We start from the raw sequence: 20252 nt of genomic DNA, 5'->3' as shown, positions 1-20252 counted from the left end.
AGACGCGCGGGATCCGATCCCCGCGGCGTCCCGCGGCATCGGACGGGCCTGGTCCCCGGCCGGTGCCGTCTTTCTCGTCGCGATGTCTTCGCGGCGCCCCGATCCTGCGACTCCGTGTTAGCGGTCTCGGACGAGGCTTTCGGCCTCCGGAACCCGCATCACCGCCGTGGCCTTCCAGCCGCCCCCCGCCTCGTAGTGGGCGGGTCCGCAGGTCGCTCAGGGTCGGCCCAGACCCGGGTCGGCGCGGGGGCATTTCCGCACCCCGCCGGGCAAAGGGCCGCCCGGTCTCACGCCCGCATCCGAGACACGCCCCGTACCGGCACGCCGCCCGGGGCGATGGCGGCTGAGAGCCACCGACGCGGGCACCGCCCTGTCGCCCCGAGCCCGCCCGGTCAGCCACCGGGACGGCCCCGAACCGAGCGCTGCGGGATCACCCCCGCGGCGCCGGGGAACAGGTGGCGGCTAATGAGCACAAAATAGGAACATTGTCAAGTCGGCGTGCGGCTCCCGCCGGGCTTCGAGGCCCTTCGCCGATCCCGGAGGTGGGCTGTCGCCCTGCTCCCCCCTCGCCTGCGCCCCGTCGTCCCGGGGCCGCGCAGCGGAGCCCGGGATCCAGAGCCGCCGACGCGCCAGGCCTCTGCGCCGACGATGCGTCCCGTGGGCCAAACCTGACGCGGGGACCCATGCGCGAGGTCTGCGATGGGTGGATTGCCGCACCGATGCGTTCGGGTGGATCCCCCCGTGATTCAGAGGTTGGTGGCGGACGGGTATCGAGGCGGCCAGATCGTCGTCACCGCTCATGTGCAGACATGTTTCCTTCCTGCTCAATCCAAGACAGGAAAGCAGAAGTGGGATCGCCCGCAGTCTTACTCGCACGGACGTACGTGCAATAGGTGCGAGCCGGGAGGAACGGGCCGGGGAAAGGAGCAACAAGGCGCCTTTGGGCCAGGTCGTCTGCTATCAAAGCCGTGGGACCCATAGCGATGCCGATGCCGTCCAGGGCGGCCTGAAGCGTGAGATAGAAATGGTCCAGGGTCAGCGTTGCGTCTGTTTCGAGACCCGAGATGCCAGCCTCAGACAGCCAATCGTCCCAGAGCCTCGGAAGACTCAGCGTATGCAAAAGCGTGTGACGCTTCAGGTCTTGGAAGGTCTGGAGCGGCAACCGGCTGAGCAGGGCGGGACTGCAGACCGGCAGCCGCTGTTCGGACAGGAAAGGACGCATTGCGTAGCCATAGAACGAGTCCGGACCACCCCGAATGATGACCTCGTACACGTCAGGCAAGGCTTCCAGAGCTTGGTTGGACGTTTCAACCCTGACCCTGATCTCGGGATATCGCTCCCGAAAGCTTGCAAGCCGAGGGATCAACCAGCGCAGGGCGAAGGTCGCTGGTGCGTTCACCCGAAGCACGGCAACGTCATTGCGGCCGTATCCCGCCGTCGCGGCGGCAACGCGATCAAATGCGGGACCCACCTCCGAGAGATAGGCGCGCGCAGCGGGCGTCAGCACGATGCGCCGGTTGTGCCGTTCGAACAGCGGCGCGCGCAGCCAATCTTCGAGGAGACGCACCTGTTGGCTGATGGCGCCGTGAGTCACGCCCAGCTCACCCGCGGCCGCCTTGAAACTGCCGAGGCGCGCGGCGGCCTCGAAGGCACGCAGGGCATTCAGGGAAGGAAGGATACGCCGCATACGCGTGAGATTTTCTGCTCGAAGATAGCCGAACAAATGGTTTGTGGCCGCATGACACGATAGGCAACCTATCGCATCTGCTCTTCGGAGTGCCTGCCCTTGTTCGATCCTCCACACCGGAGCCGCAGCGGGGTCGGGGGTGCCGCATGACCCCCTTCGTCTTCGCCTGCGTGACCTGCGCCGCCGTCCTTCATGCCGGCTGGAACGCGGTGCTGCGCGGCGGCAGCGACCGCCTGTGGTCGATGACGCTGATGATGGTCGCCGTCGCCTGCGTCACGGCGGTCGGGGCGATGGTCCTGCCCTGGCCCAAACCGGCCAGCTGGCCCTACCTGATCGCCTCGGCGCTCCTCCACACTGCCTACAACCTGTCCCTGGTGCGCACGTACCGCTCGGGCGATCTCGGCCAGACCTACCCGATCTCGCGGGGCTCATCCCCCGTCCTTGTCTCCCTCGGCGCGGTGGTCTTCGCCCAGGAAGCGATCGGCATCTCGACCGCTGTCGGCATCGCCCTGGTCTCCGGCGGCATCGTCTCGCTCGCCTTCCAGCGCAGCCGGGTGAGGGCCGATTTCCTCCCCGCCGCCTTCGCCACGGGCGTCCTGATTGGCGCCTACACCGTCGTCGACGGCATCGGCGTGAGGCTGTCGGGGGACAGCGTCGCCTACGCCAACGGCATGTTCCTGCTGTGGAGCGTGACGATGCCCCCGATCTTCCTCGCCCTGCGCGGGAGGCCCCCGGCCTATACGGGAGCGCAGACGGTATCGGCGCTGGCGGGCGGCCTCGTCTCCATCCTCGCCTACGGCATCGTCATCTGGGCGATGCAATACGACGCGATGGGTGTCGTCTCGGCCCTGCGCGAGACCAGCGTAGTCTATGCCGCGATCATCGGACGGATCTTCCTGAAGGAGGACCTGACCGCACGCCGGATCGCCTCCTGCCTCGCCATCGCGTCGGGGGTCGCCTGCCTGGCGGCCTGAGTGCCCCGGCGGCCGGCCCATGGAAATGATCCGAAGGGAAGCGCTACGACATGACGGGCGACAGAAGGGTCCGGAACGGCCAATGTCATTGCGGCGCGGTGCGCTTCGAGGTGACCCTCATCAACGGCTTCACGTCGATCCGCCGGTGTACCTGCTCCTATTGCCGGATGCGGGGCGCCATCGTCGCCATGGCGGCGTGGGGCGGCCTCAGTTTCGAGCGGGGCGAGAATGCGCTGACGCGCTACCGCTTCCATACCGGCTCGGCGGAGCACTTCTTCTGTTCCCGTTGCGGGATCTGCGCGCACCACCAGCGCCGGTCCGAGCGGAACCTCTATGCCGTGAACGTCGCCTGCCTCGACGGGGTGAGCCCGTTCGATTTCCCGGAGGTGCCCGTCATGGACGGCATCAACCACACGAACGACACCGGCAAGCCCACCCGCCGCGCCGGAACGCTCCGCTTCATCCCGGCTGACGAACCGTCGCGGTCAGACGACGGTCGCTCCGCGAACCTCCTTCGGACGGGCGAAGGTCGCCCTGCATAGCCAGCGCTCGCGAAGGTCGTGTCGGGTCCGTCCGCCTGCGGCCGCATCTATTGGGTGATGGGCGCGATGCCTCCGGCTCGCACCCTTGTCCGATGCCCGGTTCTCAGTGGGTGAGGAAGCCCACGTCTCTGACCGCGTTGTGTCGCAAGCGGCCGGCACCACGCGCCGGATCTCGGCCACGCGATCGCCCGCCTCGGGCGGCCCCCTTCGGCTCCGGCCCTGCCTTCGGCGCCCCGGATGACGGCGCGTCCTACGGAGCCTCGGCGAGGTCGCCGAACAGAGACAGCACCACCGGGCGCCGGTCGAGATTGTAGATCGCGGCGTCCCGGGCGGCACGGCCGAACCGTTCGGCGACCTCGACCAGGGCCGCGAGCCGGGCCGGCGGCTCGTCCCGGCGCCGGTGGAGTTCCGCCGAGACGAAGCGCTGGACCGCGTCCTGGGCGGCCTCGAACCGCGCTTCCGCGTCGCGCCCCGCCAGGGTCTCGGCGAGCTTGAGCACCCGGCCCCAGTCGGGCGTGCGCGCCCGGGCCAGCAGGGTCTCCACCTCCGCCACCAGCCCGGCCGTGACCGGATCGAGCATCGCCAGCGCCCGGGCGACCGAGCCCTCGCACGGGGCGACGGCCCGGGCGAGGGCGGCCTCGTCGGGCTGCGGGAACGGCTCGGGCAGCCCGCGCACCACCCGGGCGACCGCCTCGGCCGCGAGGGGGCGCAGCATCAGCGCCCGGCAGCGGGAGCGGATCGTCGGCAGCAGCCGGCCGGGCTGGTGGGCCAGGATCAGGAACAGGGCTCGGGGCGGCGGCTCCTCCAGCACCTTGAGCAGGGCGTTGGCGGCGTTGGCGTTCAGGTCCTCGGCGCTGTCGAGGATGCAGACCCGCCAGCCGGAATCGGTGGCCGTCGAGGCGAACAGGTCCAGCGCCCGGCGGACCATGTCCACCGAGATCTTGGTCGGCAGCGCCTTGGCGCCGGCGGTCCGGTGGCGGCGCAGGGCCACGAGGTTCGGATGCGACAGGCCCGCGACCTTGCCGGCGACGGGGTCGCCCTCCGGCACGTCGAGCCCGGCCGGGCCGCCGCCCGCCGGATAGGCGAGCAGGCGGCGCGCGACCCGGTAGGCCAGCGTCGCCTTGCCGATGCCGGGGGCGCCCCCGATCAGCCAGGCGTGATGCAGGCGCCCCTCCGCGATCGCCGCCCCGAAGGCAGCGGCGGCGGCCTCGTGGCCGACCAGCGCCTGCGTCTCCCGCGGGCGCGGGATGCCGGGGAGGTCTCCGGGCTCGACGTCGTCGGCGGCGCGGTCGGCGTAGCGCATGGGAGTCCCGCTCATCCGGCGATCAGCTCAGAGCGCCCGCCGCCGAAGCGGATACCGGTTCGGCGCAAGCGAGCGCGTTGCATCGAGGACTTGGAGCCGTTCCCGATCGCAACGCGCTCGGGAACGGCTGTCGTGCCCCTCACAGAACGCCCGCTGCGCCGTCGCGATCAGGTGATCGGGCGTCTTGTCGGGCGCTCTTATGGCCCGGGCCGCGCCGGTCCGAAAGCTCAGGCGGCATCGCCGCGGCTTCCCTCGGCCCCCGTGTCGATCCCGCCCTGGGGCGGCAGCAGGCCCGGCAGCCGGGCCGCCACGATGGCGCGGATCGCGGCCTCGACCGAATCGGGGTCGCGGCTCGCGTCGATCACCGCGCAGCGCTCCGGCTCGGCCCGGGCGATCGCCAGGAACGCCTCGCGCAGGCGGGCGTGGAAATCGAGGGATTCGGCCTCGAACCGGTCGGCCCCCTGCCCGCTCCCGGCGCCGCGCCCGGCCGCGCGGGCGAGGCCGGCCTCGGGCGGCAGGTCGAGGATCAGGGTGAGGTCGGGCCGGGTCGGGCCGACCACGACCCGCTCCAGGGCGGCGATCACCCCCGGATCGAGGCCCCCCGCGGCGCCCTGGTAGGCCCGGGTCGAGTCGATGAAGCGGTCGCACAGCACGGTCTCGCCCCGGCGGAGCGCCGGCCGGATCAGCCGGTCGAGGTGGTCGATCCGGGCGGCGCAGAACAGCAGGGCCTCCGCGAAGGGGCCGTAGGGCCTGGCGACGCCGCCGAGCAAAGCCGCGCGGATCTCCTCGGCCCGCGGCGAGCCGCCGGGTTCGCGGGTCACGCACACGCCCCGCCCCGAGCGCGCCCGCAGGGTCGCGGCCAGGCGGGCGACCTGGGTCGACTTCCCGGCCCCCTCCCCGCCCTCGAAGGTGATGAAGGCCGCCGGCGCCCCCTGCCCCGCCGCGGGATCCTCGAAGCGTGGCACGATCACGAGCGCGCGGTCACGACGGGTTCGTCGCCCTGTCGCCGGTCTTCGCATCGCCCTTCACGTCACCCTTGGGTCCGCCCTTGCCCGCCCGGTCGAAGGCCTTGCGCACGAGCCCGGTGCCGAATTCCAGCGCCGCGTCCATCGCCCGCTGCGGCAGCGTGCCGGGCTCCACCGCCGCGCCGGCGTAGAGCGGCTGGTCGAGAGCGACCGTGTCGCCGCGCTGGATCCGCAGCTCGCCGACCTGCTGGCCCTCCTGCACGGGCGCGACGAGCGGCCCGGTATAGACCACCTTGGCGCTCACCCGGTCGCTGGAGCCGCGGGGCAGAAGGACCCGCACGGGCTTCTTCGAGACCAGGGGCACGGAGCCGGCCTGGCCGCCGAACACGGAGGCCTCGGCCACGGTCTCGCCCGCCGCGAAGATCTGCCGGGGCTCGAACGCGCGAAACCCCCACTCCATCAGCTTGCGCGACTCGGAGGCGCGGTCCCGGGCGGTCTTGAGCCCCGAGACCACCAGGACCAGGCGCTGGCCGCTCTGCACCGCCGAGCCCGTCAGCGCGTAGCCGGATTCCTCCAGGTAGCCGGTCTTGAGCCCGTCCGCGCCGATATCGAGCGCCAGCAGCGGGTTGCGGTTCTGCTGGCGGATCTTGTTCCAGGTGAACTCCTTCTCGGAGAAGATCTTGTACAGGTCCGGGTAGGTGTCGATGATGTGGATCGCGAGCTTCGCCATGTCCCGGGCCGTGACCTTCTGGTCGGGCGCCGCGTAGCCGGTGGCGTTGCGGAAGCTCGAGTTCGTCAGCCCGATCTCCTTGGCGCGCTGGTTCATCAGCCCGGCGAACGCCTCCTCCGACCCGGCCATGTTCTCCGCGATGGTGATCGCCGCGTCGTTGCCCGACTGCACGACCAGCCCGCGCAGCAGGTCCGACATCCTGATGCGGCTGTTGACCTGCGCGAACATCGACGAGCCGCCGCCGCCGGCCCCGCCCCGCCGCCACGCGTCCTCGGTCACGGTGAACTCGGTATCCATCGAGAGCCGGCCCGACTTCAGCGCCTCGAACACGATGTCGGTGGTCATCAGCTTGGCCATGCTGGCCGGCGAGAAGCGCTCGTCGGCGGCCTTCTCGAACAGCACCGAGCCGGAATCGGCGTCGATCAGGATCGCGTGCGGCGCCGCCGTCTGGAAGCTCTGCGCCGCCGCGGAGGCGAGGCCGGCCCCCAGCGCGCAGGCGGCCGCGAGAAGGGTCAGAAGGGTCCTGCGCATCGCCGTTGCGTCCCGCGCCTGTCGCCCGGCCGGAGGAACTCCAGCCGCATCCGGATAACAAGCGTGACCATATTACGGTTTCGGCGTCGGATCGAATGCGAAATGCCGCATCGCAGGGCCGGGGCCGGACGTCCGGGCCGCTCGGCGCCTCAGTAGATCCCGGCCAGACGGGCGTGCCGCGCACCGGCCGGTGCCGCCGTCTTGGCCTGTGCTGCCGTCTTGGCCTGTGCTGCCGTCTTGGCCTGTGCCGCACCCTTGGCGGGGGCCGCGGCCTTGCCGGCCGCTGCAACCTTGGCCGGAGCCTCGATCCTGGCGGGGGCCGGAGCCTTGGCGGGGGCCTGGATCCTAGCGGGTGCCGCCGCGGAGGCGAGGCGTGCCATGGCGGACTTGGCCGCGGGCGGCAGCGCCGCGGGCGCGCCCCTGGCGGCGAGCTTCGCCGGGGCGGGCGCGCCCGCTCGGGCGGAGCCGGGGGCCGGCGGGCGGAGGGTCTCCGCGACGGCCGCACGGCTCGCGATCGCGGGCTTCAGGACGGCCGCGTGCCCGGCCGCCGACGGCGCGCTGTGGCCCAGGGCCGGGTTCAGGCCGGCGACCGTCACGGGCGCCGACTTGGTGCCCGCCGCCTGGTGGGCGGCGATCTGTACCGGCGCGGGGCGGAAGTCCCGCACGCGGGGGGCGGTCGGCTGCACGGCCGCGGGCACCGCCATCGCGGCGGAGGCCAGCACGATCGGGGCGCGCACCGGCGCGGGCCGCTCCGGCTGCGGCGCCTCCTCGCGCTCGGGAGCGGGCTTGAAGGCCAGCGGCTCGGGGGCCGAGCGCGCGTAGCGCTCCGGTTCCTCCGAGGGGCCGAGATCGGCCATCATCACGGTCGAGCGGCCGGCCGGGTGCCCGTCGGTGCGCAGGCTGGCGAGCAGCTTGCGGTCGTCGCTGCCGGCCACCGAGGCCTTGCCGGCATACTCGACCCGCACGCGCGCGGTGCCCCGGCGATGGAAGCCCAGGGCCTCGGCCGCCTCCTCGGACACGTCCATGACGCGGCCCGCATGGTAGGGGCCGCGGTCGTTGACGCGCACCACCATCGAGTAGCCGTTGTCGAGGTTCGTCACCCGGGCGTAGCTCGGCAGCGGCAGGGTCGGGTGGGCGGCCGCGATGGAGTGGCGGTCGAACACCTCGCCGTTGGCGGTCATGCGCCCGTGGAAGGCCGAGCCGTACCAGGAGGCCAGTCCCTCGCGCACGTAGCCGCGGGGATCCTCCTTGGGCACGTAGGTCTGGCCGGCCACCACGTAGGGCTTGCCGGTGTAGCGGCGGCCGCCGCCCTTCGGGATCACGTCGCCCTCGTTGTAGAGGCGCGGGCTCGCCTTGACGCCGTATTTCGGGTCGATGCCGTTGCCGGCGGCGAGCTTCTGCTGGGGCGTGGTGGCACAGTTGGCCGTGGCCAGGGCCACGCCCGAGACGGCCATCAGCCGCAGGGCGAGGCGCGCAGGCCTGGGGAGCGTCGTGCGCACCATGTCGGGGTTCACCAAACTCTACGCGGGACCGCGGCCCGGCGACGGACCAGAGCCGGCCGCGCCGCGAGGCCCAGACCGGTCCACTCAGGATTGTGTCGGTCGCGTAAAGGAAGCCTGAACGATATCGGATTCGGGAGGCGGTCGGCGCTCCCACGGCCGCGCGCATCCTCGCGCGTCACGTCAGGAACGCCGAACAGGGCGTTGATGTGGAACGAGATCCGGACCTGCGCGACATCCGTGCCGCCGGGACGGCCGGTGCCGTCCCGGGCCGGCTCAGCGGGACTGCGACTCGGTCAGCTGCGCGATGGAACAGGCGCCGCGCTGCTTGAACAGCAGGTCGAGACCCTCCAGCATCAGGGCGTGCATCTTGGTCCGCTCGGCATAGGCGAGGTCCCGCAGCTGATCGTAGACCGGCGGCTCCAGGTAGACCGACATCTGCCGGGCACGCTGCTTGAGCGTGGCGGCGGGCCGGGTCGCCGGAGGCGCGAGCGCCAGGGACACGATCTCCGCGCTCTGCGGCCGGGCGGACGCCGCCTGCGCGGCCTGGGGCGTGGCCGACAGGGAGTTGCCCGAGAGAGACCTGCCCGAGAGAGACCTGCCCGAGAGAGACTTGGCCGAGAGTGACTTGGCCGGCGGGCTCGCCGAGGCGACGATCGCCGCGAGGCTGAGCTTAGGCGGCTTGGACATGCTGGCCCGTCCTCAACAACTGCGTGCGGCGCTCGATCCAGGACCAGAGACGGCGGACCTCTCCGGCGGCCTGTCCCTTGGGGTTGAACTCGGTGACGCCCTGGCCGAGGCCAATGGCGTCCTGGTGGTCGGTGCGGGCGACGATGTTCACGTCGGGCAGGATCCCGAGCACCGCCAGCCCGTCCGCCGCGTCGCGGACCCGGTAGGAGCGGGGCGGGGTCTGGTTCAGCACGAAGGCGAACTTCTTCTCCAGCCGGTAGACCGCCGCCAGCGTCGGCTTGAACGCCCGCAGGTCGGCGGGGGTCGGCCGGCACGGGATGATGCAGAGGTCGGCCGCGCGGATCGCCGAGAGCGTGCCGGTGGAATCCACGCCCGGCGTGTCGATGAACACGTAGTCGTAGGCGGAATCCCGCAGGCGCTCCATCACGGCGTCGATCTGCGTGGCGTCGATCTGCGCCACCTCGGGGCCGTCGGCGGTGCGGTGGTCGAGCCAGTCCGAGATCGTGGCCTGCCGGTCCATCTCCAGGATGCAGACCGTGTGGCCCGCCTCCCGGGCGGCCACCGCCAGGGAGATGCACAGCGTGCTCTTGCCGCTGCCGCCCTTCTGCGTGACGAAGGTGATCGCTTTCATCCTGGGCGTCCTCCAGAAGGCCCCGCGCATCCGTCCGGGGCGCCCGCAATCGCGATTGCGGCGCCCTCGTCGGGCAACCTCAGGTGCGCAATCGCGGGCTGCCGCGATCCTGTGACCCAAGGATGTCCCGAGCCAAGCTGCGGCCGTCATGGTTAACGTCTCGTTAAAGCCGCGCCCCCGCAGCGGCCCGCCAATTCCGGACATGATGGTGGCGGTGGCGGCCTACCTAAACTTCAGGTTAATATTTGCGGGGGCTGAGGCCTCAACGGCCTTTCCAGAGCCAATAGGATACCGTAGCGTCACGACGGTCGGCGCCAGCGACGCGTTGAATTTAAAAACCTCAGGTTTGATGGCGCTCGACACCCCGGCGAGGAATGGCATGGCCGAATCCCCGATCCCGCAATCCGTACTGGAAGCCTCCGGCGTGGTCGGGACGTGGGTCCACGATCATTGGGCCGGGCGGCTGGCGCTCTCGGCCTCCCTGGCGGGGTTGCTCGGGCTCGACCCGGAGGCGGCCGCGACCGGCGTCTCCCTCGAGGCCTTCCTGGACCGGACCCATCCCGAGGATCGCATCCGGATCGAGAGCTACCTGCACGCGGTCGCCGAGACCGGCGGCCCCATGGAGGCGGAGTTCCGCACCCGCGACACGCGCAGCGGCATCCGCACCCTGCTGATGCGCGGCCGGATCGAGCGCGACCCCGCGGGCCGCACGATGCAGGGCTGCGGCATCGCCATCGACCGCACGGAGGAGCAGGCGGCCAACCTCGTGCAGAGCGAGCGCGTCGTGAACCGGATGGCCGAGCACATCATCGCCCTGCGCGACCTCGCCCGGGCCCTGCAGCGGCCGGCGCTCACCCAGGGCATCGAGCGCCTGATGATCGAGATCGGCTTCGAGCTCGCCCGCTTCCTGCCCGAGCCCGAGGACGAGGCGCGTCATTGAGAGCCTTCGCCGGCGCGCGCGATTGATCGTGCCCGTGCCGACAAGCTACTGTCCCGGCAATACTTTGCCGGGAGGATGGGATGGCCCGCAATACGATCTACGACCGCGATCTCGACCGCGTGCCGGCCAACCACCAGCCGCTGACCCCCCTGCTCTACCTCGACCGGGCGGCGCGGGTGTTCCCCGATCAGGTCGCCGTGATCCACGGAGACCTGCGGCGCTCCTACCGGGACCTCTACGACCGCGCCCGCCGCCTGGCCTCGGCGCTGGCGCGGCGCGGGATCGGCCGCGGCGATACCGTGGCGGCGCTGCTCGCCAACACCCCCGAGATGATCGAGTGCCACTACGGCGTGCCGATGACCGGGGCCGTGCTCAACACCCTCAACACCCGTCTCGACGCTGCCGCGATCCGCTTCTGCCTGGAGCACGGCGAGGCCAAGGTGCTCATCACCGACCGGGAATTCTCCCGGACCGCCGCCGCAGCGCTGGAGGGCCTGGAGACGAGGCCCCTCGTCATCGACGTGGACGACCCGGAATACGACGGGACCGGCGCGCGCCTCGGGGAGACCGACTACGAGGCGTTCCTGGCGGGCGGCGACCCGGAGCACGACTGGCGGCTCCCGGACGACGAATGGGACGCGATCGCGCTGAACTACACGTCGGGCACCACGGGCGACCCGAAGGGCGTGGTCTACCACCACCGCGGCGCGGCGTTGCTGGCGCTCGGCAACGTCATCACGGGCGGGCTCGGCCAGCACCCGGTCTATCTCTGGACCCTGCCGATGTTCCACTGCAACGGCTGGTGCTTCCCCTGGACCCTGTCGGTGGTGGCCGGCACCCATGTCTGCCTGCGCCAGGTCCGGGCGGAGGCGATGTACCGGCTGATGGCCGAGCACGGGGTCACGCATCTCTGCGGCGCACCGATCGTGATGCAGATGCTGATCAACGCCCCCGATTCCGAGCGCCGTCCCCTGCCCCGGCGCGTGGCCTTCTTCACCGCCGCCGCGCCTCCGCCCGAGGCGGTGCTGGCCGGCATGTCGGAGGCCGGCTTCGACGTGACCCATCTGTACGGCCTGACCGAGTGCTACGGCCCGGCCGTGGTCAATGCCTGGCACGCGGACTGGGACGCGCTGGCGGCCGACCAGCGGGCGGCGAAGAAGGCCCGCCAGGGGGTGCGCTACCCGGTCCTTGAGGCGCTCGACGTGCGCGACCCGGAGACGATGGCGCCGGTGGCAGCCGACGGGGCGACGATCGGCGAGGTGATGATGCGCGGCAACGTGGTGATGCGCGGCTACCTCAAGAATCCCGCGGCCACCGAGGCCGCGTTCCGGGGCGGCTGGTTCCGCACCGGCGATCTCGGGGTGAAGCACCCGGACGGCTACATCCAGCTCAAGGACCGGTCGAAGGACATCATCATCTCGGGCGGCGAGAACATCTCGTCGATCGAGGTCGAGGACGCGCTGTTCAAGCACCCGGCGGTGGCCGCCGCCGCGGTGGTCGCCAGGCCCGACGCGAAATGGGGCGAGACGCCCTGCGCCTTCGTCGAGCTTAAGCCGGGCGCGACGCCCAGCGCCGACGAGCTGATCCAGTGGTGCCGGGGGCGGCTGGCCGCCTACAAGCTCCCGCGCCACGTGGTCTTCGGCGAGTTGCCGAAGACCTCCACCGGGAAGGTGCAGAAGTTCATCCTGCGCGAGCGGGCCCGGCAGGACGGGGACTGAGCCGGGACCGGGGCGAGGGGCCCGCGCGTCCGGCTCAGCCCCGCGGGGGGGCCCGCCGGTGCGCGCGCACAGGCACGCGCACCGCCTTCGCGCCGCGGAGATCGGCCGCGACCTGGGCGAGGAGCGCCTGGACCGACACGAGGCTGAACAGGGCGATGGAGGCGACGAGAGCGGCGGAGACCAGGGTCTTGGCGGTTGCGGGATCCACGGGCTTGGAGTCCTTCGTTCGTCCCGCCGCGGGCGGCCTGGGCGGGGGGCGCCGCGGGCGGCGTCTGCAAGGTCTCCAGGTGGGCACGCGGCCGCGGCTTCACCAGCGTCGCGGTGATGGAGCCTGGCATGCGCCTGGGTTCGGGCTGGGGCACCGGCCTCTCGCGCCGCGCCTCCGTCCCGGCCGAGCGCGCGGCGCGGAACGGGACCTTTCGCGGGCCCCGTTGGAGGCTGGCCGAAGGCTCCGTTTCCCGCAATAAGCCCGGCACGGATGCGGGGCGCGTCCGGGGAGGGACCGCATGGCCGTCAGAGGCATCGCGAACGGCGCTCTGGCGGCGCTGCTCGCCGCTCACGGAGCGATCATGGCCGCGGCACCGGCAGGAGCCCAGGAGGGGGCGCCGCCCCAACCGCCGGGCCAGGGGTCGGCTCCTGCGTCGTCTCCTGCGTCGGCTCCTGCGACGGGCGCATCCGAGCCGGTCACCCGGGCCGGCTACTTCTACATCGGCGGCCGCTACCAGAAGCTCGGCGACAAGACCGTGATGGTCGGCCAGATGTTCGTGCAGTCGCGCGCGCCGGTCCGGATCACGCAGCCCTACCCGGTCGTGATGGTGCACGGCCTGGCCCAGACCGGCGTGAACTTCCTGGCCACCGCCGACGGCCGGCCGGGCTGGGTGCAGCGCTTCGTCGAGAAGGGCTATCGGGTCTACGTCGTCGATCAGGTCGGGCGCGGGCGCTCGGGCACCAACCCGGAGGTCTACGGCCCCTACGACCGGCTCGGCACGCGCAGCCTCGAGAAGACCTACACGGCGCCGGAGGTCTACGACCTGTTCCCGCAGGCCAAGCTCCACACGCGCTGGCCGGGGGGCGCCGGCGTGCAGGGCAACCCCGGCTTCGACCAGTTCTTCGCCAGTCAGGTCCCGTTCCTGGCCAACGGCCAGCAGACCGAGGAGCTGGTCGACCCGGCCCTGGTGGCGCTCCTCGAGAAGATCGGCCCGGCGATCCTGATCACCCACGGCCAGTCGGCCCTGTTCGGCTGGGCGGTCTCGGATGCAAGGCCCGACCTCGTGAAGGCCCATGTCACCGTGGAGCCGAACGGGCCGCCCTTCTTCGACGTGCAGTTCCGCGGCGGCAAGGAGTTCTGGGAGAAGTCCGGGGACGGGCGCGCCCGCGCCTACGGCCTGACCCGCATGCCGCTGACCTTCGACCCGCCGGTCAAGGCGCCGGAGGACCTGGCGGTGGTGCAGCAGGCCAAGGCGGCGGACGGCCATATCCGCTGCTGGCTGCAGGCCGATCCCGCCCGGACCCTGCCGAACCTCGCCAAGGTGCCGGCCGTGGTGGTGACCGCCGAGGCCTCGTTCCACGCCACCTACGACGATTGCACGGTGGCCTTCCTGGCCCAGGCCGGCGCCAGGCCCGACGTGATCCGGCTGGCCGACCAGGGCCTGCGCGGCAACGGCCACATGATGATGCTGGAAGCCAACAGCGACGCCGTGGCGGATGCCCTCGCCGCCTGGCTCGCCAGCCGCGTGAAGTAGCCCGGCCCGGCCGCGCCGCCCACGGAGATCCGCGCCGATCCGCGGGGCCGTGCCGCGCGGGTTCCTGCCCGGCTGCGCCCGCCGGGACGCCTGCGGGCGCTCCCACCCACACGTGTCGAAACCGCAACAACCATCGCCTTCCGCGCGAGGCCCGCTTGCGGCTGAGCCCGTCCGTCCGTACTGCGGGCGACAGAAAGATCAATAAAAACAGTAGTTTATCACCATTCTAAAGAGCCCATCAGCCACGCCGGGAGCGATTCCGGCGAACGCGGTCGGCTGCCCGCGGTGTCGCACAGGGCCAGATCGGAAGGGCCACGTCAGATGAGAGTCGCTCACCCCCGTCCCGGCGCCCTGCGCGCCCGCCTCGCCGGGGCGTCCCTCGCCGTGCTGGCGCAGGTCGCCCCGAGTGTCGCCGCCCCGCCCGCCGAAGGCAGCGTGCAGCTCGACGAGATCAGCGTGGAGAGCCGCGGCGGCGGCCCGGTCCAGGCGGCGCGGCCCGGCGCGGCCGCGCGCGCGGCGGAGAGCCCGACCGGCCCGGTCGACGGCTACGTGGCGACGCGCTCGGCCACCGCCACCAAGACCAACACCCGGCTGATCGAGACGCCGCAATCGATCACGGTCATCGGGCGCCAGCAGATCGACGCCCAGAACGCCCAGACCCTGACCCAGGCGACGCAATACGTGGCCGGTGCCTACGCGGGCACCTTCGGGGCGGACACGCGCATCGACTACCTCACCCTGCGCGGCTTCGTGGTGAGCGATTACGGCGTCTACCGGGACGGGCTGCAGCTCCTGAACTACGGCTTCGGCTACTTCAGGACCAACGCGTTCGGGCTGGAGCGCATCGAGATCCTGCGCGGGCCCGCCTCGGTCCTGTTCGGGGCCGGCTCGCCGGGCGGCATCGTCAACACGATCAGCAAGCGTCCGACGCAGGACCCGTTCGGCTCCGTCGAGGTCGGCGGCGGCTCGTTCGGCCAAGCATACGCCGCCTTCGACCTCGGCGGCCCGGCCGATCAGGACGGCCACTGGTTCTATCGGCTGACGGGCTATGGCCGCCAGGGCGGAACGCAGGTCGATGGCGCGCCGGACAACAGCTACTCCATCGCCCCGGCCCTGACCTATAAGCCCGACGGGTCGACCAAGATCACCGTCTTGGCGAGCTTCCAGCACGACACCACGGCGGTGACCGCGAACTTCCTGCCCTATCTCGGCACCGTGCGGCCCAACCTCTCGGGCCTGCGCATCCCGCGCGCGCTCAACGTCGGCGATGCCGGCTTCAACACCTTCCAGCGCGACCAGGCGTCCCTCGGCTACGAGTTCGAGCACGTCTTCGACGATACGTTCGCGGTCCGGCAGAACCTGCGCTACGCCTTCAATCAGAGCGACCAGAACTCCGATATCGGCCAGCTCGGCTACAGCGACGCCGCCCAGACCCGGCTCGCGCGCTACCAGTTCCGCGACAGCGCCAAGGTCAACCTGTTCCAGGTCGACAACCAGGGCGAGGCCCGGTTCTCCGACGGCTTCTTCCGCCACGATGTGCTGATGGGCCTCGACTACAAGAACTATCAGCTGCACGACAATCAGGCGTCGCTGTTCCCGGCCAACGACCTCAGCATCGTCGCGCCGGTCTACGGTGGCCCGGCGGGCATCCCGACACCCTACCTCGTCAACGCCGACAGCTTCCAGCAGCTCGGCCTCTATCTCCAGGACCAGATCAAGATCACCGACCGGCTCACCCTGCTGCTCGGCGGCCGCCAGGACTTCGCCGACAACCGCGTCCGCGACCGGCTGACGCCCGCCAACAGCAACGGGCGCAGCGACACCGGCACCACCTACCGCACGGCGCTGATCTACAACTTCGACAACGGGCTCGCTCCCTATGTCAGCTACTCGACCTCGTTCCAGCCGCTGATCGGCAGCGACATCAACAACCAGACCTTCAGGCCCGAGACGGGCCGGCAGGTGGAGGGCGGCGTCAAGTTCGAGCCGCCGGGCCAGGGCTACTTCCTCACGCTCGCGGGCTTCGACATCCACCGGCAGAACGTGCTGACCGCCAACCCGGCCAACACCCTGTTCCAGGCCCAGCTCGGCGAGGTGCGCTCCACCGGCTTCGAGGCGCAGCTCGTGGCGAGCCTCGCCGAGGGCCTCAACGTGGCCGCCTCCTACACGATCTACGGGCTGACCAACGAGCGCGGCACGGCCGACGCGATCGGCAAGGTCCCGGTCAACATCCCGGAGAACTTCGCCAACCTGTTCGCCGACTACACCATCCCGACGGGCGCCCTACGCGGCTTCGGCTTCGGCGGCGGCGTACGCTATGTCGGGCGCTCGTTCGCCGACGCCGCCAACCTGTACCGGGTGCCGGACTCCGTGCTGTTCGACGCGCAGGTGCATTACAACTGGGATCGCTGGCGCCTGCAGGTCAACGCGACGAACATCGGCGACCGGCGCTACGTCTCGTCCTGCCAGGCGTTCAACTCTTGCTTCTACGGCGAGGCGCGGCGGGTCCTGGCGAGCCTGAGCTACAGGTGGTGAGGCGCGTCGGTCAGGCGGGGTCGGGCGCGGCGGCGTGCATGGCCGGCCCGGAGAGGCGGGTCGGCAGCGCGTCGATGCGCAGGGACCGGCGCAGGCCCCGCGAGAGCCCGTCGACCGCCACGGTCACGACGGCGGTGGCGGCGATCAGCACCACGGCCACGTCGAGGCGCAGCTCCGAGATCGCGGCGTCGACGTAGAAGCCCAGCGTCGTGACGCCCAGGATGCCGAAGATCGCGCTCTCCCGCAGGATCAGCTCCCAGCGGTAGAGCAGGTAGGCCAGGAACTGCCCGTAGAGGCGCGGCACGGTCTCGTAGGCGTAGAGATTGAGGCCGGTCGGCGCGTCGGCCCGGTACGGGAGCGCGTCGGCGTGCCGGCCCATCAGGTAGCCGATGATCCCGGCATTGTGCAGCGTGAGCGCGATGATCGCCGGCAGCATCGAGGGGCCGAGAAGCTGCAGGCAGAGATAGGCCAGCATGTATTCCGGCGTCGAGCGCACCACCACGAGGAGCACCCGCCCGAGGGGGCGTCCGAGCGGCCCGGCGAAGCGCCGGGTGGTGAGCGGGAACAGCACCAGCGCTCCGAGGGCGGTGGCCGCGAGCGCGATCTGCGCCAGGATCAGGGTCTGGACCGTGCCGGGCAGGATCTGCTCGGTGAGGATCGGGCGCAGCCAGGACCAGAGCCGCGCCCAGGTCTCCGGATCCGCCAGCGCCGCGCCGCGCAGGGGCGCCGGCACGATGTCGTGACCGAGGAAGCGCACGAGGCTCGCCCCGATCGCCGCGTTGCCGATGGCGGGCGGCAGCGCCAGCGTCGCGCCGGCGAGGAGGACCGGCACGGTCCAGCCGCGCACCCAGAGCCGGCGGGTGCCGATCAGCGCGTAGAACACCAGGAGCAGCGCGCCGGCCTCGGCGTAGCGGCCCTGGCGGAAGGCGGATTCGAGGTAGAAGCCCATGGTCGGCAGGCCGATGAAGCCGAGGACCAGGCTGGAGCGCAGGCTGCATTCGAGACGGTAGAGGGTGTAGTCGCGGATCCGCCCGGCGACCTCGGGCAGGCGCGCGTATAGGAAGGCCGAGACGGCACCGGTGCCGGCGGGCAGCACCCGGACCGCCGCGAGATCGGCCTCCTCGATGATCTCGGCATAGACCTTGGCGCAGATGCCCGCGTAGGGCAGCGCGATGGCGAGCACGCCGGTGGCGGCCGAGAGGCCGAACACCTGCATCAGCAGCAGCGCCCAGAACAGCTCGTGCACGGCGCGAAGGCCCGCGCAGGCAAGCCGGACAGGGCGCGCGCGCGCGAACGGGATCGCCAGCAGCAGACCCGCTCCGGCCCCGAGCCCGACCCCCAGCACCGCGAAGGCCAGAGTGTAGACCACGCTCCAGCCCTCGACCGCGAGGATGTCGGGCCTGATCAGGCCGCCGAGCAGGCGCGCGAGGTCGGCCCAGGGATGCAGCGTGGTGACGTGCAGGTCCGCGACGAGCAGGCCGGCGAGCGCCGCCGCCAGGAACCAGCGGCTCACCGCGGCATAGCCGGGCCTCGGAAGGGTGAGCCGCATCAGGCGGCCTCGTAGTAGGGGCTCAGGCGCGCCGGATCCAGGGTCTCGGCCGGCGCGTCGAGGACGATCCGCCCGGCCTTCAGCACCACGATCCGGTCGGTGTGCGCCAGCGCCAGGGTCACGTCGTGGAGGGCCAGGATCAGGGTCTCGTGGCTGCGGGCCATCTCGGCCAGCACCCGCGCGCCCTGCTGGCGGTCGAGCGCCGAGACCGGTTCGTCGCCCACCAGCATCGGCCGGCCGTTGTAGAGGGCGCGGGCCACCGAGACCCGCTGCTGCTGGCCGCCGGACAATTCGCCGGCCTTCGCCCAGAGTTTGTCCGCCAGGCCGACCCGGGCGAGGACGGCCTCGACGGCGGCGACGTCGGCGCGCGCCGGGCGGACCAGACACCGCAGGTTGTGCAGCGTCGAGTGCCGGTCGAGGCGGCCCATATAGACGTTGTGGAACACCGAGAGCGGGCGCACCAGGGCGGCGGCCTGCGGCACCAGCGCGACCCGGTCGGGCGCCTGGGCCTGGATCAGCCCGATCAGGGTCGACTTGCCGGCCCCCGAGCGGCCCATCAGGGCGACGCGCTCGCCCGCCCGCACGGTCAGGTCGATGCCCGACAGGACCGTGCGCCCGCCATAGGCCGCCGAGGCGTTCTCGAGGACGACCGCCATCCCGAGCCTCCCGGCGCCCGACACCGCGTCAGTCCAGCAGGCCGGTGGACCGGCCGACCTCGACCAGGGGCTCGTAGGCGGCGTTGGTGACCGGGATGAACTTCGACCGCCCGAACGGCTCCAGGATCGCCGGGTCGGTGATGCCGGTCAGCGCCGCCCTCAGCCTCTCGGTGAAGCCGGCCCCGTAGGTCCGGTCCACGTCGCCCCGCACGGTCCACTGGTAGTCCGGGAATGTCGGGCTCTCCCAGATCACCGAGACCGCCTTCGGGTCGACCTTGCCGGCCTTGGAGTCGAGGTCCCAGACCGAATAGTCCACGGCGCCGACCGCGAAGGCGCCGGACTGCACCAGCTGGATCGTGCGGCTGTGGTCGCCGGAGAAGCCGACCCGGGAAAAGACCTGCTCCGGGCTCTGGCCCGGAAAGGCCTGCCGGATGAAGTATTCCGGCATCAGCCGCCCGGAGGTCGAGGACCGGGCGCCGAACGTGAAGGTCTTTCCGGCGCTGTCCTTCGGAAAATCCTTGCCGGGCTTCAGCCCGGTCGCGGCGTTGGCGATGAGGTAGGTCTTGAACGCCGCGTCCTCGGCGCCCTGTGCGATCGCCTGGGAACCCGGCACGGCCTTGCGGGCCTGCACCCCGGTGAAGCCGCCGAACCACGCGAGCTGCACCTGGCCGTTGGTGAAGGCGGTCACCGCCGCCGGGTAGCTCTTCACCGGGATGTACCGCACCGGCACGCCGAGCTTGGCCTCGAGATAGGCCGCGACCTTGCCGAAGCGCTCGACCAGGCGGCTCTCGTCCTGGTCGGGGATGCCGGTGAAGACGAAGGGCGGCACCGCCTTGGCCGCCTGCGCGTGCGCCGGACCGCCGGCCGCCAGCAGGGCCGCAAGGCATCCCAGGGCGAAATGCCCGAACCGTCCCAACCCCAGCATCGATCCCTCGTGGCGCCGCGGCGCGGCGCCGGCTCCCGGCACGCGCAGAACAGGACGCGGCGTAGCAGAAGCCGATCCGCCCGGCACTATCACGTCCCCGGTGATGCTTGCGAAAATCGGTCCGGTCGGCCTCCTTCAAGGGCGCAAACGGCCATGCGCGGCCGGACTGCGCCGCCTTGCCGCGGGCCCGTCACGCGCGAAGGCGGCCCCCGCCCGTGCGCGTCGCCCGCGCCGGAGCGTGCCTGCACGACCATCGTGCAGGCACGGGACCCGTGCGCTCAGCGATAGTGGCGGCGCATCATGTGGTGGTGATGGTGCCGGTGCATCATGTGATGGCGCATCATCCGGGACTCCCTCCGGGCGTTGCGGTGCATGCCGCCGAAGCGGTCATTGCCCTGGGCGGCGGCGTTCCGGTCGAGGCCGTCGCCCGGGGAGGCCAGGGTCGGGCTGGCGGCGCCGAGGACGAGGCCGAGCGCGAGCGTCGCGCCGAGGATGAGCTTGTTCATAGGGCTGTTCGATTCTCCGCGACCCTGCGCCGCGCCGACCGAACGGATCAAAGCCGCGCTTGTTCCCGGGACGGGGGTGTCGGGGCGCGGTCTCCTGCGGAGGCCCGGGAGGACGCCCGGGCGCCGACG

18 protein-coding genes are annotated in these 20252 nt (G+C 71.7%); 6 read left to right on the top strand and 12 right to left on the bottom strand.

Going from position 1 to position 20252, the window contains the following annotated elements; all coding sequences use genetic code 11:
- Positions 1–790: 790 nt before the first annotated feature.
- On the bottom strand, positions 791–1687 hold the full coding sequence (locus Q8W67_RS22990; RefSeq protein ID WP_305550126.1) for a LysR substrate-binding domain-containing protein: 897 nt from the start codon (positions 1685–1687) through the stop codon (positions 791–793).
- 146 nt (positions 1688–1833) lie between these two features.
- Between Q8W67_RS22990 and Q8W67_RS22985 the strand changes: the two genes are divergently transcribed.
- Positions 1834–2661, top strand: coding sequence for an EamA family transporter (locus Q8W67_RS22985; RefSeq protein WP_305550124.1), 828 nt, complete (start codon positions 1834–1836; stop codon positions 2659–2661).
- Between the two features lie 50 nt (positions 2662–2711).
- Entirely contained in the window at positions 2712–3203 is a 492-nt protein-coding gene (locus Q8W67_RS22980; RefSeq protein ID WP_305550122.1) for a GFA family protein, read from the top strand.
- Positions 3204–3453: 250 nt separating this feature from the next.
- On the opposite strand, the gene Q8W67_RS22975 is transcribed toward Q8W67_RS22980, so the two are convergent.
- From Q8W67_RS22975 to Q8W67_RS22950, 6 genes are all read right to left on the bottom strand, one after another.
- Positions 3454–4506, bottom strand: a complete 1053-nt coding sequence (locus Q8W67_RS22975) for a DNA polymerase III subunit delta' (RefSeq protein ID WP_305550128.1) — start codon at positions 4504–4506, stop codon at positions 3454–3456.
- A 227-nt stretch (positions 4507–4733) separates the two neighbouring features.
- The gene (gene tmk, locus Q8W67_RS22970; protein WP_305550120.1) at positions 4734–5477 is read right to left on the bottom strand and encodes a dTMP kinase; all 744 of its coding nucleotides are present in this window, start codon (positions 5475–5477) and stop codon (positions 4734–4736) included.
- A 10-nt stretch (positions 5478–5487) separates the two neighbouring features.
- Complete coding sequence (locus Q8W67_RS22965) at positions 5488–6732, bottom strand: D-alanyl-D-alanine carboxypeptidase family protein (RefSeq protein ID WP_305550118.1); 1245 nt, start codon at positions 6730–6732, stop codon at positions 5488–5490.
- 149 nt (positions 6733–6881) lie between these two features.
- Positions 6882–8234: a septal ring lytic transglycosylase RlpA family protein gene (locus Q8W67_RS22960; RefSeq protein WP_305550116.1), complete on the bottom strand. Its 1353-nt coding sequence runs from the start codon at positions 8232–8234 to the stop codon at positions 6882–6884.
- 273 nt (positions 8235–8507) lie between these two features.
- A complete protein-coding gene (locus Q8W67_RS22955; protein WP_305550114.1) occupies positions 8508–8921 on the bottom strand; it encodes a ribbon-helix-helix domain-containing protein in 414 nt (137 codons plus the stop codon).
- Positions 8905–9552 carry a ParA family protein gene (locus Q8W67_RS22950; protein ID WP_305550113.1) on the bottom strand — a complete coding sequence of 216 codons (648 nt, stop codon included), beginning with the start codon at positions 9550–9552 and terminating at the stop codon, positions 8905–8907. Before Q8W67_RS22950 ends, Q8W67_RS22955 begins: the two co-directional genes overlap by 17 nt.
- Positions 9553–9931: 379 nt before the next feature.
- Between Q8W67_RS22950 and Q8W67_RS22945 the strand changes: the two genes are divergently transcribed.
- Together Q8W67_RS22945 and Q8W67_RS22940 are read left to right on the top strand one after the other, a co-directional pair.
- Complete coding sequence (locus Q8W67_RS22945; protein WP_305550111.1) at positions 9932–10492, top strand: PAS domain-containing protein; 561 nt, start codon at positions 9932–9934, stop codon at positions 10490–10492.
- An 80-nt stretch (positions 10493–10572) separates the two neighbouring features.
- A complete protein-coding gene (locus Q8W67_RS22940; protein ID WP_305550110.1) occupies positions 10573–12210 on the top strand; it encodes an acyl-CoA synthetase in 1638 nt (545 codons plus the stop codon).
- A 34-nt stretch (positions 12211–12244) separates the two neighbouring features.
- Here Q8W67_RS22940 and Q8W67_RS22935 read toward each other — a convergent pair whose 3' ends face one another.
- A complete protein-coding gene (locus Q8W67_RS22935) occupies positions 12245–12418 on the bottom strand; it encodes a hypothetical protein (protein ID WP_305550109.1) in 174 nt (57 codons plus the stop codon).
- A gap of 298 nt (positions 12419–12716) precedes the next feature.
- Here Q8W67_RS22935 and Q8W67_RS22930 point away from each other — a divergent pair, with 298 nt between their 5' ends.
- Together Q8W67_RS22930 and Q8W67_RS22925 are read left to right on the top strand one after the other, a co-directional pair.
- A complete protein-coding gene (locus Q8W67_RS22930; protein ID WP_305550107.1) occupies positions 12717–13952 on the top strand; it encodes an alpha/beta hydrolase in 1236 nt (411 codons plus the stop codon).
- A 321-nt stretch (positions 13953–14273) separates the two neighbouring features.
- Complete coding sequence (locus Q8W67_RS22925) at positions 14274–16487, top strand: TonB-dependent siderophore receptor (protein ID WP_305550105.1); 2214 nt, start codon at positions 14274–14276, stop codon at positions 16485–16487.
- A 10-nt stretch (positions 16488–16497) separates the two neighbouring features.
- On the opposite strand, the gene Q8W67_RS22920 is transcribed toward Q8W67_RS22925, so the two are convergent.
- The 4 genes from Q8W67_RS22920 to Q8W67_RS22905 all read right to left on the bottom strand — a co-directional run bounded on the left by Q8W67_RS22920 (position 16498) and on the right by Q8W67_RS22905 (position 20123).
- Positions 16498–18036 (bottom strand): ABC transporter permease, encoded by a 1539-nt coding sequence (locus Q8W67_RS22920; protein WP_305550103.1) that lies wholly within the window; start codon positions 18034–18036, stop codon positions 16498–16500.
- The gene (locus Q8W67_RS22915; RefSeq protein WP_305550101.1) at positions 18036–18692 is read right to left on the bottom strand and encodes an ATP-binding cassette domain-containing protein; all 657 of its coding nucleotides are present in this window, start codon (positions 18690–18692) and stop codon (positions 18036–18038) included. The genes Q8W67_RS22920 and Q8W67_RS22915 overlap by 1 nt, the downstream gene beginning before the upstream one ends.
- Positions 18693–18720: 28 nt before the next feature.
- Positions 18721–19617 (bottom strand): putative selenate ABC transporter substrate-binding protein, encoded by an 897-nt coding sequence (locus Q8W67_RS22910; protein ID WP_305550099.1) that lies wholly within the window; start codon positions 19615–19617, stop codon positions 18721–18723.
- A gap of 278 nt (positions 19618–19895) precedes the next feature.
- On the bottom strand, positions 19896–20123 hold the full coding sequence (locus tag Q8W67_RS22905) for a hypothetical protein (protein ID WP_305550098.1): 228 nt from the start codon (positions 20121–20123) through the stop codon (positions 19896–19898).
- Between the last annotated feature and the right edge of the window lie 129 nt (positions 20124–20252).

The organism is Methylobacterium sp. NEAU K (assembly GCF_030700285.1).
Lineage (GTDB): Bacteria > Pseudomonadota > Alphaproteobacteria > Rhizobiales > Beijerinckiaceae > Methylobacterium.
Note: the sequence above shows the minus strand (reverse complement) of the source record. Positions and strands in the feature narration are given on the sequence as shown.